The 16,805-nt window shown below is 65.1% G+C and carries 16 protein-coding genes; 12 read left to right on the top strand and 4 right to left on the bottom strand.

Features of this window, described 5'->3' with window-relative positions:
* Positions 1-56: 56 nt before the first annotated feature.
* On the top strand, positions 57-545 hold the full coding sequence (locus QZM72_RS26540) for a MarR family winged helix-turn-helix transcriptional regulator (RefSeq protein ID WP_089470504.1): 489 nt from the start codon (positions 57-59) through the stop codon (positions 543-545).
* A 66-nt stretch (positions 546-611) separates the two neighbouring features.
* Here the strand turns inward: QZM72_RS26540 and QZM72_RS26535 are convergent, their stop codons facing one another.
* Entirely contained in the window at positions 612-1,358 is a 747-nt protein-coding gene (locus QZM72_RS26535) for a TetR/AcrR family transcriptional regulator (RefSeq protein ID WP_301739626.1), read from the bottom strand.
* Positions 1,359-1,528: 170 nt separating this feature from the next.
* Between QZM72_RS26535 and QZM72_RS26530 the strand changes: the two genes are divergently transcribed.
* From QZM72_RS26530 to QZM72_RS26490, 9 genes are all read left to right on the top strand, one after another.
* Entirely contained in the window at positions 1,529-2,710 is a 1,182-nt protein-coding gene (locus QZM72_RS26530) for an isovaleryl-CoA dehydrogenase (RefSeq protein ID WP_089470502.1), read from the top strand.
* Between the two features lie 31 nt (positions 2,711-2,741).
* Complete coding sequence (locus tag QZM72_RS26525; RefSeq protein WP_089470501.1) at positions 2,742-4,349, top strand: carboxyl transferase domain-containing protein; 1,608 nt, start codon at positions 2,742-2,744, stop codon at positions 4,347-4,349.
* 19 nt (positions 4,350-4,368) lie between these two features.
* A complete protein-coding gene (locus QZM72_RS26520) occupies positions 4,369-5,154 on the top strand; it encodes an enoyl-CoA hydratase/isomerase family protein (RefSeq protein WP_089470500.1) in 786 nt (261 codons plus the stop codon).
* Between the two features lie 36 nt (positions 5,155-5,190).
* Positions 5,191-7,191, top strand: a complete 2,001-nt coding sequence (locus QZM72_RS26515) for an acetyl/propionyl/methylcrotonyl-CoA carboxylase subunit alpha (protein WP_089470499.1) — start codon at positions 5,191-5,193, stop codon at positions 7,189-7,191.
* Between the two features lie 523 nt (positions 7,192-7,714).
* A complete protein-coding gene (locus tag QZM72_RS26510) occupies positions 7,715-8,146 on the top strand; it encodes an STM2901 family protein (protein ID WP_089470643.1) in 432 nt (143 codons plus the stop codon).
* The gene (locus QZM72_RS26505; RefSeq protein WP_089470498.1) at positions 8,146-8,484 is read left to right on the top strand and encodes a DUF1493 family protein; all 339 of its coding nucleotides are present in this window, start codon (positions 8,146-8,148) and stop codon (positions 8,482-8,484) included. Before QZM72_RS26510 ends, QZM72_RS26505 begins: the two co-directional genes overlap by 1 nt.
* 185 nt (positions 8,485-8,669) lie before the next feature.
* Positions 8,670-8,873 carry a hypothetical protein gene (locus tag QZM72_RS26500; RefSeq protein ID WP_089470497.1) on the top strand — a complete coding sequence of 68 codons (204 nt, stop codon included), beginning with the start codon at positions 8,670-8,672 and terminating at the stop codon, positions 8,871-8,873.
* Between the two features lie 42 nt (positions 8,874-8,915).
* Positions 8,916-11,030 carry a phosphocholine-specific phospholipase C gene (locus tag QZM72_RS26495; protein WP_089470496.1) on the top strand — a complete coding sequence of 705 codons (2,115 nt, stop codon included), beginning with the start codon at positions 8,916-8,918 and terminating at the stop codon, positions 11,028-11,030.
* Positions 11,031-11,235: 205 nt separating this feature from the next.
* Positions 11,236-12,378, top strand: a complete 1,143-nt coding sequence (locus QZM72_RS26490; protein WP_089470495.1) for a DUF2827 domain-containing protein — start codon at positions 11,236-11,238, stop codon at positions 12,376-12,378.
* A 210-nt stretch (positions 12,379-12,588) separates the two neighbouring features.
* On the opposite strand, the gene QZM72_RS26485 is transcribed toward QZM72_RS26490, so the two are convergent.
* Entirely contained in the window at positions 12,589-13,053 is a 465-nt protein-coding gene (locus QZM72_RS26485) for a hypothetical protein (protein ID WP_256979766.1), read from the bottom strand.
* A gap of 104 nt (positions 13,054-13,157) precedes the next feature.
* Here QZM72_RS26485 and QZM72_RS26480 point away from each other — a divergent pair, with 104 nt between their 5' ends.
* Together QZM72_RS26480 and QZM72_RS26475 are read left to right on the top strand one after the other, a co-directional pair.
* Positions 13,158-13,961: an EAL domain-containing protein gene (locus QZM72_RS26480; protein ID WP_089470494.1), complete on the top strand. Its 804-nt coding sequence runs from the start codon at positions 13,158-13,160 to the stop codon at positions 13,959-13,961.
* A gap of 70 nt (positions 13,962-14,031) precedes the next feature.
* Positions 14,032-14,448 carry a hypothetical protein gene (locus QZM72_RS26475; protein ID WP_089470493.1) on the top strand — a complete coding sequence of 139 codons (417 nt, stop codon included), beginning with the start codon at positions 14,032-14,034 and terminating at the stop codon, positions 14,446-14,448.
* Between the two features lie 24 nt (positions 14,449-14,472).
* Here the strand turns inward: QZM72_RS26475 and QZM72_RS26470 are convergent, their stop codons facing one another.
* Together QZM72_RS26470 and QZM72_RS26465 are read right to left on the bottom strand one after the other, a co-directional pair.
* Positions 14,473-15,609 (bottom strand): DUF2827 family protein, encoded by a 1,137-nt coding sequence (locus QZM72_RS26470; RefSeq protein ID WP_301739625.1) that lies wholly within the window; start codon positions 15,607-15,609, stop codon positions 14,473-14,475.
* Positions 15,610-15,637: 28 nt separating this feature from the next.
* Positions 15,638-16,792 carry a DUF2827 domain-containing protein gene (locus tag QZM72_RS26465; RefSeq protein WP_089470491.1) on the bottom strand — a complete coding sequence of 385 codons (1,155 nt, stop codon included), beginning with the start codon at positions 16,790-16,792 and terminating at the stop codon, positions 15,638-15,640.
* Between the last annotated feature and the right edge of the window lie 13 nt (positions 16,793-16,805).

The raw sequence follows: 16,805 nt of genomic DNA, 5'->3' as shown, positions 1-16,805 counted from the left end.
TGGCGCGACGCGGCGCCATGCCGACGGTGCGCGCCGCCTATGTCATCGACTCATCCATGGAAAAAACGAATTCCGCCGACCTGCCGGCTTTCCCGATCGACCTGTACGACGAACCCGGGCACCTGATCCGGCGCGCGCACCAGATCGCGGTCGCGATGTTCTACGAGAAGCTGGGCCGGGACGTGACGCCCGTGCAATACGCGGTGCTGCGGATGCTCTACGAGAATCCGGGGCTCGACCAGGTGACGCTCGCGCAGCGCGTGGCGCTCGACACGTCGACCACCGCCGATCTCGCGGTTCGGCTCGAAGCGAAAGGATTGATCGTTCGCGAGGTGCTGCCGCGGCGTCAGCGGCGCCTGCTGTTGACGCCGGCGGGCGTCGCGCTGCTCACGCACCTGATGCCGTCGGTGAAGGAACTGCGTGCTGGCCTCTTCGACGGAATGGGCGACGACGATTCGCAGGAACTGATGCGGCTGTTGCGCAAGTTCGTGCATTTGAACAACGAGCAAAGCCGCGCGCCGCTGCGGGTCAGCGAGGATTCGTAGCGGCGGCGCGCCGTGAGCGATGGCGCAGGGGCTGCGGCGAGGCGGCCGTCGCGCTGCCCATCCGCGTCACGCGCGTGACGCTTGCCCTTCCAGCCGCCGCACGGCGTCGGCTACTTCGTTCCTGAAGCGCACCAGCGCGGCCTGCTCCGGCGCCGGCGGCTGCATGGCGGCCCACAGCATGTCGATCAACTGCGTGGCCGTCGTTTCCGTATCGAGCTTGCGGTGCCCGAGGATCGCATCCCACAGCACGTGCTCCATCGGCCCGAACACCATCGAGCGCAGCAGGCTCAGCGGCAGATCCGCGCGAACCTGCCCGGCCGCCTGGCCGCGCGCGAGCACGTCCATCAACGGCGCCGTGTAGCGGCGCTGCAGCGCGGTGAGCTCGTCGCTCAGCGCATGCTGCTTGGCGCGCCCCTCCGACAGCACCAGCGCGCACAGCCCCGTGCCGTTCACGAGCATCAGCCGCAGGTGGGTGCGCACGATGAACGCGAACTGCTGCTGCACCGATGCGTCCCGCGGCATCCCGTGCTCGAACGCGGCGATGATCTCGTCGTACCAGTCGGCGATCACGCGCGCGCACAGCTCGCGCTTGCCGCGGAAATAGCTGAACACCGTCGCCTCCGACACGCCCACGCGCTGCGCGATCTCGGCGGCCGTCGCATGCTCGTAACCCTTTTCGGCGAACACTTCGCGGCCGGCGCGCAGGATGTCCTGCACGCGCTGCTGGGATTTGCGCCCGGCGGGGGCGCGCGGCGCGTCGGCGCGGTCGGCTTTGGCGGTGGCGGTCATGGTGTCGGCGGGAGCGGCTGTCATGCTCGCATCATATCTGAGTATCACTCAGAAAACTATTGACGCCGAACCCGGCGAGGCGCGAAACTGTGCAAAATTTCCGCTGTATTGGTCAATGAATAGCCGTATTCATTCGATTTGAGCAAAACTCAGAAATCGGTGAATGCGACACACTTTCTGGAGACGGAGGAGACATGATCAACCTGCCCGGCGTGCAATTCATGCTCGGTGAAGACATCGAGATGCTGCGCGACGCCGTCGCGACGTTTGCGGCGAAGGAAATCACGCCGTGCGCGGCGGAGGTCGACCGCACCGACCAGTTCCCGATGGATCTGTGGAAGAAGTTCGGCGATCTCGGCGTGCTCGGCATGACCGTCTCCGAGGAATACGGCGGCGCGAACATGGGCTACACCGCGCACATGGTCGCGATGGAAGAGATCTCGCGCGCATCGGCGTCGATCGGCCTGTCGTACGGTGCGCACTCGAACCTGTGCGTGAACCAGATCCACCGCAACGGTACGGAAGCGCAAAAGCAGAAGTACCTGCCGAAGCTCGTATCGGGCGAACACATCGGCGCGCTCGCGATGAGCGAGCCGAACGCCGGCTCCGATGTCGTCAGCATGAAGCTGCGCGCGGACAAGCGCGGCGACCGCTACGTGCTCAACGGCACGAAGATGTGGATCACCAACGGCCCCGACTGCGACACGCTCGTCGTCTACGCGAAGACGGACGTCGAAGCGAATGCGCGCGGCATCACCGCCTTCATCGTCGAGAAGGGGATGAAGGGCTTCTCGGTCGCGCAGAAGCTCGACAAGCTCGGCATGCGCGGCTCGCACACGGGCGAACTGGTGTTCCAGGACGTCGAGGTGCCGGAAGAGAATATCCTCGGCCAGTTGAACGGCGGCGTGAAGGTGTTGATGAGCGGCCTCGACTACGAGCGCGCGGTGTTGTCGGGCGGCCCGACGGGCATCATGGCCGCGTGTCTCGACGCGGTGGTGCCCTACATCCACGATCGCAAGCAGTTCGGCCAGTCGATCGGCGAATTCCAGCTGATCCAGGGCAAGGTCGCCGATATGTACACCACGTTCCAGGCGTGCCGCGCGTACCTGTACGCAGTCGGCCGCCACCTCGACTCGGCGGGCAGCGACCACATTCGCCAGGTGCGCAAGGATTGCGCGGGCGTGATCCTCTACACGGCCGAGAAGGCGACGTGGATGGCCGGCGAGGCGATCCAGATCCTCGGCGGCAACGGCTACATCAACGAATACCCGGTCGGCCGTCTGTGGCGCGATGCGAAGCTGTACGAGATCGGCGCCGGCACGAGCGAGATCCGCCGGATGCTGATCGGCCGCGAGCTGTTCGCGGAAACGATGTAACGCCCCACGTCACGCGAACGGAGCCCCGTCGATGCCGATCATCGAATCGAAACTGAACCCGCGTTCGGAAGACTTCCGCGCGAATGCCGCGGCGCTCGAGGCGGTCGTCGCCGACCTGCGCGCGAAGATCGAACAGCTCGCGCAGGGCGGCGGCCAGGCCGCGCGCGACAAGCACCTGTCGCGCGGCAAGCTGCTGCCGCGCGACCGCATCGCGCAACTGCTCGATCCGGGCGCGCCGTTCCTCGAGTTCTCGCAGCTCGCCGCGAACGGCATGTACAACGACGACGCGCCGGGCGCGGGCGTCATCACCGGCATCGGCCGCATTGCCGGCCGCGAATGCGTGATCGTGTGCAACGACGCGACGGTCAAGGGCGGCACCTACTACCCGATCACCGTGAAGAAGCACGTGCGTGCGCAGGAAATCGCCGCGGAAAACCGGCTGCCGTGCGTGTACCTCGTCGATTCGGGCGGCGCGAACCTACCGAACCAGGACGACGTGTTTCCCGATCGCGACCACTTCGGCCGCATCTTCTTCAACCAGGCGACGATGTCGGCGGCGGGGATCGCGCAGATCGCCGTCGTGATGGGCTCGTGCACGGCCGGCGGCGCCTACGTGCCGGCGATGAGCGACGAGTCGATCATCGTGAAGGACCAGGGCACGATTTTCCTCGGCGGGCCGCCGCTCGTGAAGGCCGCGACCGGCGAGGAAGTGAGCGCCGAGGATCTCGGCGGCGGCGACGTGCATACGCGCCTGTCGGGCGTGGCCGACCATCTCGCGCAGAACGACGCGCATGCGCTGTCGATCGCACGCAACATCGTCGGTCACCTCGCACCGAAGATCGTGCCGCCCGTCGCGCTGCGCGAGCCGAAGCCGCCGCGCTACGACGCGAAGAGCCTGTACGGCGTGATTCCGGTCGATACGCGCAAGCCGTTCGACGTGCGCGAGGTGATCGCGCGCATCGTCGACGATTCGGAATTCGACGAATTCAAGGCGCGCTTCGGCACGACGCTCGTCACGGGCTTCGCGCACATCTGGGGCCATCCGGTCGGGATCGTCGCGAACAACGGCATCCTGTTCTCCGAATCGGCCGTGAAGGGCGCGCATTTCATCGAGCTGTGCTGCCAGCGCAAGATCCCGCTCGTGTTCCTGCAGAACATCACGGGCTTCATGGTCGGGCGCAAGTACGAGAACGAAGGTATCGCGCGGCATGGCGCGAAGATGGTGACGGCCGTGTCGAACGCGAAGGTGCCGAAGTTCACGGTGATCATCGGCGGCTCGTTCGGCGCCGGCAATTACGGGATGTGCGGCCGCGCGTTCGGCCCGCGTTTCCTGTGGATGTGGCCGAATGCCCGGATCTCGGTGATGGGCGGCGAGCAGGCCGCGTCGGTGCTCGCGACCGTGCGCCGCGACGGCATCGAGGCGAAGGGCGGTTCGTGGTCGCCCGAGGAGGAGGATGCGTTCAAGCAGCCGATCCGCGACCAGTACGAGCGCCAGGGCCATCCGTATTACGCGAGCGCGCGGCTGTGGGACGACGGCGTGATCGATCCCGCGCAGACGCGCGACGTGCTCGGGCTCGGCCTCGCCGCGTCGATGAACGCGCCGATCGACGACACGCGCTTCGGCGTGTTCCGCATGTAACGCCCGGGAAAATCGATCGATGCGATACGAAACGATCAAGGTAAGCGAAGCCGGCCGCGTGGCGACCGTCACGCTCGCGCGTCCCGACGTGCGCAATGCGTTCAACGAGACGGCGATCGCCGAGCTGACCACCGCGTTCGAATGGCTCGATGCGCACGAAGGCGTGCGCGCGATCGTGCTCGCCGCGGAAGGCGCCGCGTTCTGCGCGGGCGCGGACCTGAACTGGATGAAGAAGATGGCCGGTTACTCGGACGACGAGAACCGTGCCGATGCGCGCAAGCTCGCGCGGATGCTCGAAGCGATCCATTGCTGCGGCAAGCCGGTGATCGCGCGCGTGCATGGCGACGCGTATGCGGGCGGCGTGGGCCTCGTCGCGGCGGCCGACATCGCGATCGCCGCGGACGGCGTGAAGTTCTGCCTGTCGGAAGCGCGGCTCGGGCTGATTCCCGCGACGATCGCGCCGTACGTCATCCGTGCGATGGGCGAGCGCGCGGCGCGGCGCTACTTCACGACGGCCGAAGTGTTCGACAGCGCGCGCGCCGCGTCGCTCGGCTTCATTCACGATGCCGTGCCGGCCGGCGCGCTCGACGAAACGGTCGCGAAGCTGGCCGCGACGCTCGTCGCGAACGGCCCCGATGCGGTGAGGGCGTGCAAGCGGCTCGTCGCCGACGTGGCCGGCCGCGCGCTCGACGCGACACTGATCGAGCAGACCGCCGACTGGATCGCGAAGACCCGCGCCGGCGCCGAAGCGCGCGAAGGGATCGCGTCCTTCCTCGAAAAGCGCACGCCGTCGTGGCGTGAATGATCGCGTGACCTCAACCTTCCGGACGACATCGAAGCCATGTTCGACAAGATTCTGATCGCCAACCGCGGCGAAATCGCGTGCCGCGTCGCCGCGACGTGCAAACGTCTCGGGATCGCGAGCGTCGCCGTCTATTCCGACGCGGATGCGAACGCGAAACACGTGGCCGCGTGCGACGAGGCCGTGCATATCGGCGGCTCGGCCGCGGCAGACAGCTACCTGCGCATCGAGCGCATCATCGAAGCCGCGCGCGCGACCGGCGCGCAGGCGATTCACCCCGGCTACGGCTTTCTGTCGGAGAACGAAGATTTCGCGCACGCGTGCGAAGAGGCCGGCATCGTGTTCATCGGGCCGCCGGTCGACGCGATCGCGGCGATGGGCTCGAAGGCTGCCGCGAAGGCGCTGATGCACGCGGCCGCCGTGCCGCTCGTGCCCGGCTATCATGGCGACGACCAGGATGCGGCCAACCTGCATCGCGAAGCCGACCAGATCGGCTACCCGGTGCTGCTGAAGGCGAGCGCGGGCGGCGGCGGCAAGGGGATGCGCGTGGTCGAGCGCTCCGGCGATTTCCCGGCGGCGCTCGCGTCGTGCCAGCGCGAAGCCGCGAGCAGCTTCGGCAACGACCGCGTGCTGATCGAGAAATACCTGACGCGCCCGCGCCACGTCGAAGTGCAGGTGTTCGGCGACACGCACGGCAATACCGTCTACCTGTTCGATCGCGACTGCTCGGTGCAGCGCCGTCACCAGAAGGTGCTCGAGGAAGCGCCGGCGCCCGGCCTGCACGAGGACGTGCGCCAGGCGATGGGCGAAGCGGCCGTCGCGGCCGCGCGCGCGGTGGGCTACGTCGGCGCGGGCACCGTCGAATTCATCATGACGGGCGAAGCGTTCTACTTCATGGAGATGAACACGCGCCTGCAAGTCGAGCATCCAGTGACCGAGATGGTCACGGGGCTCGATCTCGTCGAATGGCAATTGCGCGTCGCGTCGGGCGAACCGCTGCCGCTGAAGCAGGAGGAACTGCGCGTGCGCGGCCATGCGCTCGAGGCGCGCCTGTACGCGGAGAACCCCGCGCGCGGCTTCCTGCCGTCGACGGGTACGCTGAAACACCTGCGGTTGCCGGCAGGCGTCGAGTTCGACGTCGGTGCGGCGGTGCGTGTCGATAGCGGCGTGCGTGAAGGCGATGCGATCACGCCGTTCTACGACCCGATGATCGCGAAGCTGATCGTGCACGGCGCGGATCGCGCGGAAGCGCTGGGCCTGATGCTGCGTGCACTGCGCGCGTGCGAAGTGGTCGGCCTGCACACCAACGCCGCGTTCCTGCAGCGGATCGTCGCCTGCGAGCCGTTCGCGATCGCCGATCTCGACACAGGGCTGATCGAGCGCAACCACGATGCGCTGTTCGCGCCGCAACAGCCGCCGCGTGCGATGCTTGCGCTCGCATGTGCGGCACTGCTCGCACGCGAACGCGGCGGCGGCGCGCAGGAAGGCGCGTCGCCGTGGCGTTCGCTGCCGGATTGGCGGCTGAACGGCGGCTATCGCCGCACGCTCGAATGGCACGCGGTTGATCGCGAAGCGGACGTGACGGTCACGTACGACGACGCCGGCGCCGGCGCGCGCATCGCTGTGGGTGACGCGGCCCCCCAACCGTTCGCGTGGACGCGCGGCGCCACGCCGCTCGATTTCGACGTGACGCTGGGCGGCGTGCGCAGCAGCGGCCGCGTGTATGCGGACGGCGACACGTTCCACGTGTTCACGCAGGGCGCGGCCGAGACGTTCGAATGGCGCAACCTGCTTGCGCATGCGGGCGACGCGGAGCAGGGCGGCGGCCGCCTGACCGCGCCGATGCCCGGCAAGGTGATCGCGGTGCTGGTCGAGCCGGGGCAGAAGGTCGAAGCCGGCACGCCGCTGATCGTGATGGAAGCGATGAAGATGGAGCACACGATCGGCGCGCCGAGCGCGGGCGTCGTCGCGGAAGTGCTGTACGGCGTCGGCGATCAGGTGGCTGATGGCGCGCAGTTGCTGATGATGGCGGAAGGCTGAGTTGCATACGCGTGAGGGCCGTTACCGGCTCTCACGTACGGACCGTCGTGCCCCGTATTATTCGAGCGTCCCGGACGCTATCCGACTGTGAATACTTGATGTGCCTGCATCAGGACGACATTGCATTCTTGTGTCGCGACCGTCGCGCTCGTCGCGCATAGACAAAAACAAATAATTTGCGTGTCGCATCTTCCAGATTTTTGAATAATCCCGGGATTCTCGCCGGCGACCGGCCGCTCGACATGCGCTGTAGCGCTGCCTTGCACCGGTTTGCCCATTGCAACAGTTGTTCAAAGATCGAAACCGGACCCGCCCGGACTTCTTCGCCAAAACGAACTGGCTGCTTCCTCTTGTGGAGAAAGGCTGCACGCGATCGCGACTGCTTTCCGGGGTGTCCGGTAAATCAGGCTCGATTGGAGAAACGGCTGCGCGTTCCTGCCCATGCTCGACATGGTTGCGTTAGCGTAATCGCCGGAATGTGCGGCCCGGTGTCCTGCGCAATGTAGCCGAGAGAAAGACTGAGATGGCGAACAAATATAAATACGGAATTCATATCGACCTTACCCCGCCAGAACTTTTCTGCCTGATTGTTATCGACGTGGCCTGTGATGAATTGGGTATCGATGATGCTGTCGGGATCGCAATGATTTTGTTAGGTCAGCGGTTCGTGCCGACCAGAGGGAAATTCGGCGGAGCGGTCAAGGGGACTTCGATCGCATCCAAGGTATCGAGAAAGGTGTTGCCCTATGAATTCAAGTACAAAATTCTGCCGACGGTAACGTCATTCGGGAGTCTCCTGCTGCTCAAGATCAAATTTACCCGGGAGCTCGGCGCCTTTGTCGGGCGGGCCGTACCGGTGGTCGGTTGGGTCATTACCGCTATCGATATATCGGTCATCATGTATCGCTCGACAGTCACGTACAATCGCTTGGTCAAGCAGGAGGATCGCTTTTAATGGACGGTCGTCTGATAGAGATGGTGCGGGATGAGGCCGATTCGCCACTATGGGGCGCGCTCGAGATTACCGAGGACACGGATCTCTGCATCGATCTTGAAATTTCCGACAGGGCCATGTTGAGATTGATGCGGAGATTTTCGGAAACGTTTGGTGTCGATATTTCTGATTTCGACATTGATTATTATTACCCTTCCCGGAAACTGGGAAGGGGCCGATTCTTGATGACGGTATTCAGGTCGCCATTTAGTGCCGACGCCAGGGACAAAATACTGGAGCGTCCGCTCACCATCAAAATGATGAAGACGGCGATTGAAACCGGGCGGTGGACGATGTAACGGTTCGAAAAAGGGCTAGTCGATGGCGCACCTGTCATTTCCGCACCAACGCGGTGATCTGCATGCGCGTCGGCCCCTGTCGCGCGACACCATCGTGTAACACGTCGAACATAGCATCTCGGCGTCGATATGACCGGCGCGGGGTTCGCGTCCGCGTCACGTCATCATCCTCACGGAGAACCGTTATGCGAACGTCGGCCCTACGGCCTTTCGCGATCGTCGGCCTGGTCGCGCTGACCGCCGTCCTCGGCGCCTGCAACGACGACCTGACCGCACCGGCCGCGCCCGTCGCGCAGCAGAAGGCCGCGTGCGGCGGCGCCGTGGTCGCCACCGCGCAGATGCGCTGCCCGCCGGGTTTCACCGCGCCTGCTTCGTCGCCCGCTTCCTGATACCGGCCGTTTCCACCAGAAATCCCATCAAGAGCAACCAGCATGGCCACTCATTCGCGACGCGATTTTCTGAAGTTCTCGGCCGGCCTCGCCGGCGCGACCGCCGCCACCGCACTACTGCCGGAATCGATCCGCAAGGCGCTGGCGATCGAGCCGAACACCGTGACGGGCACGATCCAGGATGTGCAGCACATCGTCGTGTTCATGCAGGAGAACCGGTCGTTCGACCACTACCTCGGCCACCTGAGCGGCGTGCGCGGCTACAACGACCGCTTCCCGGTCACGCTGCCGAACGGCAAGCCGGTGTGGTTCCAGCCGCGCCAGGAGGACAAGTCGAGCGTGATCGCGCCGTTCCGCTACGACACGACCAACCCGGGCGTCAACGCGCAATGTATCGGCGGCCTGCCGCATACGTGGGCGACGACGCACGGCGCGATCGACAACGGCCGCGCGGACCAGTGGGCCGTGCAGAAGTCGAACATGACGATGGGCTATCACGTTCGCGACGACATCCCGTTCCACTACGCGCTCGCGGATGCGTTCACGGTGTGCGACAACTACTTCTGCTCGATCCCGGGCAACACGCACCCGAACCGCATGTACCTGATGACGGGCATGGTCGATCCGCTCGGCACGGGCGGCGGCCCGCTGCTCGACAACACCGACTACATCGACAATCAGTTCGACAAGGTCCAGCTGCCGCCCTTCAACTGGACGACCTACCCGGAACGCCTCGAAAAAGCCGGCATCTCGTGGCAGATCTATCAGCAGGGCACCGGGTTCGACAACTTCACCGGCAACTACGGCACGAACATGCTCGCGTGCTTCGACAACTTCGTGAACGCGCCGGCCGGTTCGTCGCTGCAGACGCGCGGGATGAGCACGCGTCCGATCACGCAGCTCAAGGCCGACGTGCAGGCGAACGCGCTGCCGCAGGTGTCGTGGCTGCTGCCGCCCGCCGCGTATTCCGAGCATCCGAAGTTCACGCCGTTATACGGCGCGTACTACCTGTCGACGATCCTCGATGCGCTGACGTCCAATCCGGACGTGTGGAGCAAGACCGTCCTGCTGATCATGTACGACGAGAACGACGGCTTCTTCGACCATGTCGTGCCGCCGTCGGCGCCGACGCTGCCCGGCTCGGGCATGAGCACCGTGGACGTATCGCTCGAGCGGCACAACGTCGTGACCGCGACGCAAGCCGGCACCTATACGGCCGACAACCTGCCGTACGGCCTCGGCCCGCGCGTGCCGATGTTCGTCGTGTCGCCGTGGTCGAAGGGCGGCTTCGTGTGCTCGCAGGTGTTCGATCACACGTCGGTGCTGCAATTCATCGAGAAGCGCTTCGGCGTGGTGGAGACCAACATCTCGCCGTGGCGCCGCGCGATCTGCGGCGACCTGACCTCGGCGCTCGACTTCTCGAGGTCGGATGCGACGCTGCCGACCCTGCCGAGTACGCAGGCGTATGTCGCGCAGGCGGATCTGCAATGCTCGCGGGCGTCGTCGCAGACGGCGCCGGCCAGCACCGCGCAGCAGGTCGTGACCGCGCAGGAACCCGGCACGCGCCCGGCGCGCGCGCTGCCGTACGAATTGCATGTCACCGGCCAGTTGCAGGCGCAAGGCTATGCGGTGACGTTCGCGAATACCGGCACGCAGGGCGCGCACTTCTGGGTCTATACGGGCGACCCCACCGCGATGCCGCGCCGCTATACGGTCGAAGCGGGCAAGCAACTGACCGATACGTGGGCGCTCGATGCGAACGGCAACTATCTGGTGAGCGTGTGGGGGCCGAACGGCTATTTCCGGCGCTTCGCGGGTTCGGCCGCCGCGGATGCCGCTGCCAAGCCTGAAATCACGCCGTGCTACGACACCGCGAACGGCGACGTTTACGTGACGATCGCCAATGCCGGCACCGGCCCGCTCACGGTCACGGCAACCGATGTCGCATACGGCGGCGCGGCACGCACGCTGACGGTCCCGGCCGGGCAGCGCGTCGAAGCGCACTGGGACCTGTCGTGCAGCAGCCATTGGTACGACCTGCAGTTCGCGGTGGCGGGCAATGCCGGCTGGACGCGCCGCATCGCGGGCCACGTTGAGACCGGCAAGCCGAGCATTACCGACCCGGCGGCCGTGGCGCCGACGATCGCGGCGATCTGACGACGGCAACCGATGCAAGGACGCGCCGGCCGGTTGCATCCGGCCGGCGGGCCGATTGGCACGGTCGGGCCGGCCGCTGACCATCCCTGACAGTGTGCGGCCGGCGCTCCGCTAGAATGCCGGATCGCCGCCGCTTGACGCGGGCGGCGCATCGCGCGCTACACTGCGCCGTGCCATCCCCGTTCAACCTTCCATCCCGCCGACGATGACGTCTCCTGTCCTGACCGGCCTGCGCATCGGTATCACGATCGGATTGCGTGCCCCCGACGAAAGCCTGTGGATCAACGGCATCAAGCAGAACGCGCTGTTCCTCGCGAAGCTGCTGATGGCGTCGCCGCACGGTTACCGCGTGACGCTGGTCAACACGACCGACGTGCCGCTGACCGACGCCCTGCCATGGGATCGCAGCGTATACGACACGCGCGCGTTCGCCGACATGAAGGACGCGCTCGACGTGGTGATCGAGCTCGGCGGGCAGATCGACGGCGAGCAGACGGCCTACCTGAAAGCGCGCGGCGCGAAGCTCGTCAGCTATTGCTGCGGTGTCGAGTACATCAACGCGATGGAGTCGATGCTGTTCGGCCGCCGGCTGTGGGATTCGCTGTTCATCAACCGCGGCTACGACGAGGTGTGGGCGATTCCGCAGATCGCGCCGTCGTCGCTGCCGTTCCTGCAGTCGCTGCGCCGCTGTCCGGGGCGTGTCGTGCCGTTCGTGTGGGATCCGATGTTCCTGACCGAGCGGGCGCAGTCGCTGCCCGAGCACGGCGAATACCGGCCGCGCAGCGAGCCTGGCAAGCGGCTCACGGTGATGGAGCCGAACCACAACGTCGTGAAGTTCTGCGTGTATCCGATGCTGATCATCGACGAGGCGTATCGCCGCGACCCCGACGCGATCTGCTTCGCGCACGTGACGAATGCCGATCGCCTCGCGCACGACAGCCCCGAGTTCGTGATGCTGATGAACTACCTGGACATCGTGCGCGCGGGCAAGGCAAGCTTCGTCGGGCGCTTCGATACGCCGCTGTTCCTGGCCGACCTGACCGATATCGTCGTGTCGCACCAATGGTCGAACCCGCTGAACTATTTCTATTTCGACGTGTGCTGGCAGGGTTATCCGCTCGTGCACAACGCGAGTCTCGCCCCCGATCTGGGCTACTACTATCCGGACAACGACGTGCAGCAGGGCGCCGATGCGCTGCTGCGCGCGCTGCATACGCACGACGACGACTGGCAAGCGTATGCGCGACGCCAGCGCGAGATCCTTCGCCGTTACACGTCGGCGAATCCGGCGCTCGTCGCCGAGTACGACGCGCTGCTCGCGAACCTGATCGGCGCGCCGGCGGCATAAGGCACGTTTCCTGCGGCGCACGTCCGTTGCGCTGCCGGCCACCGTCGGGTTTGTCCCGCCCTAATGTCTGACGAAATAGTGCCGTTAAAAAGAAACCGTCGAACCCGATGGATTCGACGGTTTTCGAAGGCACGAAATTGACGGCTCCGAGGGAAGTCCGTCAAAAACAAGTTTATAGGTTAACAAGTTGGAATGATTGTTAAATATGTTTCAATTAATAATCTTCATATAATTGAAATTGGTATTATTGGTTAACCGGGGATCGGTTCGCGTTTGGAGTTTGATAATATCGTTTGAAACATGAAAATTGCGCGCTGCGAGGATCGAATGGCGTGCGGCGCAGGTGTCAACCGGGGAGGCGACATGCGCGGAGAGCGGCATTTCGCGCCGATATATCGGGCGCGGGCGGTCCTTCGCCGCATGATGGTTATCTGATCGATTGGCGGTGTCCGGATTCGCGCGAGAAGCAAATTCAGGAAAAGGCGATTTGGATAAAACCGTCCGGATGAAAAAGACAAGCGATTCGGATTCGAGGTTCTCGTCATTCGTGTTGTGTAACCTGTCGCACTGTCGGCATCGTGCGTGCATGGTGTATTTCAAGTAATCGAATATCGTAAAAATATCGAATTTGACGGCGCCGAAGCGACCAGTACGCTCCCCGGAAAAAATCGACATACAGGAAAGGCCGGGTAGGCGGTGGAGCGCGTCGAGGTTGGCACGTTCCGCCTGGGTGTTGAGGTCGAGCCGCGATCGCGGCTCGCCATTTGCCGGAGCGCCGGATGAATGCGGTCGAAGCTCGCCAGGAGGCGAATCGGAAAGCGAATTGCGACGAAATCGATCTCGTGTTCGGTGCGCGCGACGATCATCCCGACCTTGCGTCGGTACGCAGTTTCGTCGAAAGCCGGCTCGGATTCGCGCACGAGCCCGTGTGCCGCGCCGATCTGTCGGGTGGCGTGCTGTACGAGGAACGCCTGGCGCGGTTGAGGTGGGGCGAGCGCGATGCGCTGCCGCCGCTCGCCTTTCTGCCGCGCCTCGAATCGCTCGGCCTGATGCGCTGGTTCGACCGGCTGGTGGTGGCTCGCACGATCGACGCGCTGCGCGCCGATCCGGGCGCCGTGTACGGGTGCAACGTCACGGCGACAAGTGCGGTGGTGGACGACGCGTGGCTGGCGATATTCAGGCGGCTCGAGCGCGAGCCGTCGGTGGCGGCGCGGCTGGTGGTCGAGATCACGGAGACGGGGCCGCTGAACCCCGTCGCGGGCCGGTCGTTCGTATACCGCTTCCGGCGGGCCGGATGCCGGATCGCGATCGACGATTTCGGTGTCGGTTTCAGTGCATTGAACAATCTGGTGGTCGGCAATCCCGACATCGTGAAGCTCGATCGCTCGATCCTGTCGATGATCAAGCGCAATGCGATCGGGCGCTACCAGTTCCGGCGGCTGATCGCGTTTGCGCATGAAGGTGCGCGGCACGTCGTCGTCGAAGGCGTGGAAAGCGAGACCGACCGGCAGATCATCGTGGATGCCGGCGTGACGTGGGCGCAGGGCATTCGCTTTTCATGGCGATCGCCGGCCGCCGCGTGATCGTAGGAACGGGCAGGACGGCGCGCGGCGTGCGCGTCGGGAGCGGGACGAATCGCAAAGGGGCGTGGGCATGGCGGAAACGAAAGCCGGAGGCGGAATGGGTACGCAGGTGGTCGATGCGCGCGAACTGGTCGCGATCGTCGAGTTGGCCGACATGCTGCGGCAACTGGGCGCCGAATCGGCCGATGCGCCGATCGACGTCGCCCCCTATCTGGACGGCCTGACACGCGTCGCACGCCGTATTCAGCGAATGATCCCGCTCGACGCGGGCGGCCGCGAACGGGCGGCCCGGCACTATTACGCGGGCGTCATCGCCGGCGCGTGCGGCGACGAGTCGGCGATCGCGCGCGGGGTATCCGACAGCCTCGTGCGGCAATCGGCCGACGCAGGCCGGTCGGCAACCCGCTGTTTCGCGGTGCTCGCGCGCATCGGGCGGCGCCATGGCCGCGCGTTCGCCGCGCAAAGCGGCGATCGGGTGCTGGCGTAACGCAACCGGCGCGTGCGACGGCAATCAGCCGAGCGGGCGGCCGGCGAACAGGTGCTGGATCTGCGTGGAATAGGCGCGGACGTTGTGCTCGGCGAGCGTGTCGACCTGATGCAGGCAGCGGCGGGCGGCCGCCGCGTAGTCGTCGAGCCGTACGTCGTGCGTGCGCGCGGCGGTCGCAATCGCGTTCGCCGCATCGAAGATCTCGAAGTCCGGATAGTAGTAGCCGACGTCGCGCAGGAACGGCGAGTTGTGCACGAGCGGGTAGTTGCCGTACAGCGCGTCGTACAGCAGGTAGTTCAGGCCGTTTTCCCAGTGATGCGACACGACGATGTCGGTGTGATGCGCCGCCCATGCGACGAACGGCGCGCGCACGTCGGCGGTGGCCTTGCCGTCGCGCACCATCTCGAGTCCGAGCGCGAGATGCTTGAAGGCGACGTTTTCCTTCTTGTCGAACGTGTTGGTCATGTACACGTGCTCGACGAGCTCCGGATGGTCGACGTAGCACGCGTTCGCGGCGAGCATCGGCACGATCGCGCTCTTCACGACGTTCAGGTTCGGCTCGAAGAACGCGATGCGCTTGGCCGGGCCGTGGTTGCGATAGCCGAAGCGCGCCTTCAGTTCGGGGTCCGCGTCGAGACTGCGCTCGATGAAATACGGCGACCAGATATGCGGCAGCTCGATCACCGGCGCGCGGTACACGGCCTGGAAATACGCGGCGCACGTATGCATGTGCTGCGGATTGGTCCAGATCTCGTCGAACTGCACGCGGTGCGGGTTCGGCCGCCAGTCGTTCTTCTCGAAGTTGATCGTCTCGACCGCGATCACGTAGTCGTTGCCGAAGCGATACGACACGCATTTGCCGCCGCGCCGGCGCACGACGTCCGTGTGCGACGGATCGACGAACGCGTTCATCTCGATCAGCAGGTCGGTCTCGTGAACGACGGCCGACAGCGGCCGCAGCGCGGCGCCGAACGCGTCCATCATCAGTGCCTGCGGATACTCGGCGATGCCGTCGTCGTGCGCGAGCCAGACCTCGCCGATCAACGGCGATTGCTTCAGCAGCATGTACAGGTACACGCAGTGCTGGTTCGCGCCGTTGTACCAGATCGACTGCGTCGCGTCGCGCTGCACGTTGATCGTTATCGCGACATTCAGTTTCATCGGATGCGCTCCGTGGGGCGAGGAACTGTCATGCGTCGCGATAGAGCGTGGCGATCGCGTCCGTATAAGCCGCGACGTTCTCGGGGTTGTAGATGCTGACCGAATCGAGCACGTGCTTCGACTGCTCGCGATATGCGTCGAGATTCGCGTCGTGCTCGGCGAACGCCTGCAGCAACGCGCGGCCGCCCGCCTGGCAGTCGAAATCCGGATAGAAATACCCGGCCTTGCCGAGGAACGGCGAGTTGTGGATCAGCGGATAGTCGCCGTACAGCAGTTCGTAATACAGATAGTTCTGCGCGTTCTCCCACGTGTGCGACACCACCGCATCGCCGTACGCGGCCATGAACTCGTACACCGCATAGCGGCTTTCGAACGTCGTGATCCCGTGGTTCACGATGTCGAGGCTCTTCGCGAAGTGCACGAACGTCGGATGTTCCTTCAGGTGGATCGTGTTGCACACGCGCACGAATTCGAGGAACGTCGGATTCGCGCGATAGGCCTCTTCCGTGACCAGCATCGGAATGATGCTCGTCTTCACCATGCAGATGTTCGGCTCGAACATCGTCACGCGCCAGCGCGGCTTGCCCGGCTGATAACCAAACGTCAAACCGGCGCCGAGCGTCGCGCGCGCCTTGTCGAACAGCATCGGATGCCAGATGTGCGGGACGATCGTGACCGGCGCGCGCAGGCCCGTCTGGTAGTAGTGCAGGCACGAGCGCTCGAATTCCGGAATCGTCCACACCGCGTCGTACGGCGCGCCCGAGAACAGGAAGCCCGACGGCTTGTCGAACATCGCGCGTTCGATGTCGATCACGTAGTCGTTGCCGACCCGCATCGTGACGACCTTGCCGCCGCGCGCGCGGAACGCGCGCAGGTAGTCCACGCCGAACTGCGCGCTCATTTCGATCAGCACGTCGCAGCGCTCGAGCGCTTCGTCCATCGACAGCAGCGGCACGTTCCACTCGCCGAGCATCATCTGCGGATCGGCGACCTGTTCGCCGCCGTTCACCATCACGGCATCCGCGACGAGCGGCGACTGGCGCAGCAGCAGGATCAGCAGCAGGCAGTTCTGGAAAATGCCGTTTTCCCACAGCGACTGGCCGGCGCCGCGCACGAACAGCGACACGCCGACGACGAGACGCTTGCCCTCGCCGGGCGCTTGACGGGCATTGGAGTCCGACATGCGTATGCTCCGG

Origin of the sequence: Burkholderia sp. AU45388, from assembly GCF_030481585.1 — a bacterium.
Classification (GTDB): Bacteria; Pseudomonadota; Gammaproteobacteria; order Burkholderiales; family Burkholderiaceae; genus Burkholderia; species Burkholderia sola.
The sequence above is the reverse complement of the archived record's forward strand: the minus strand, read 5'-3'. Positions and strand labels throughout refer to the sequence as shown.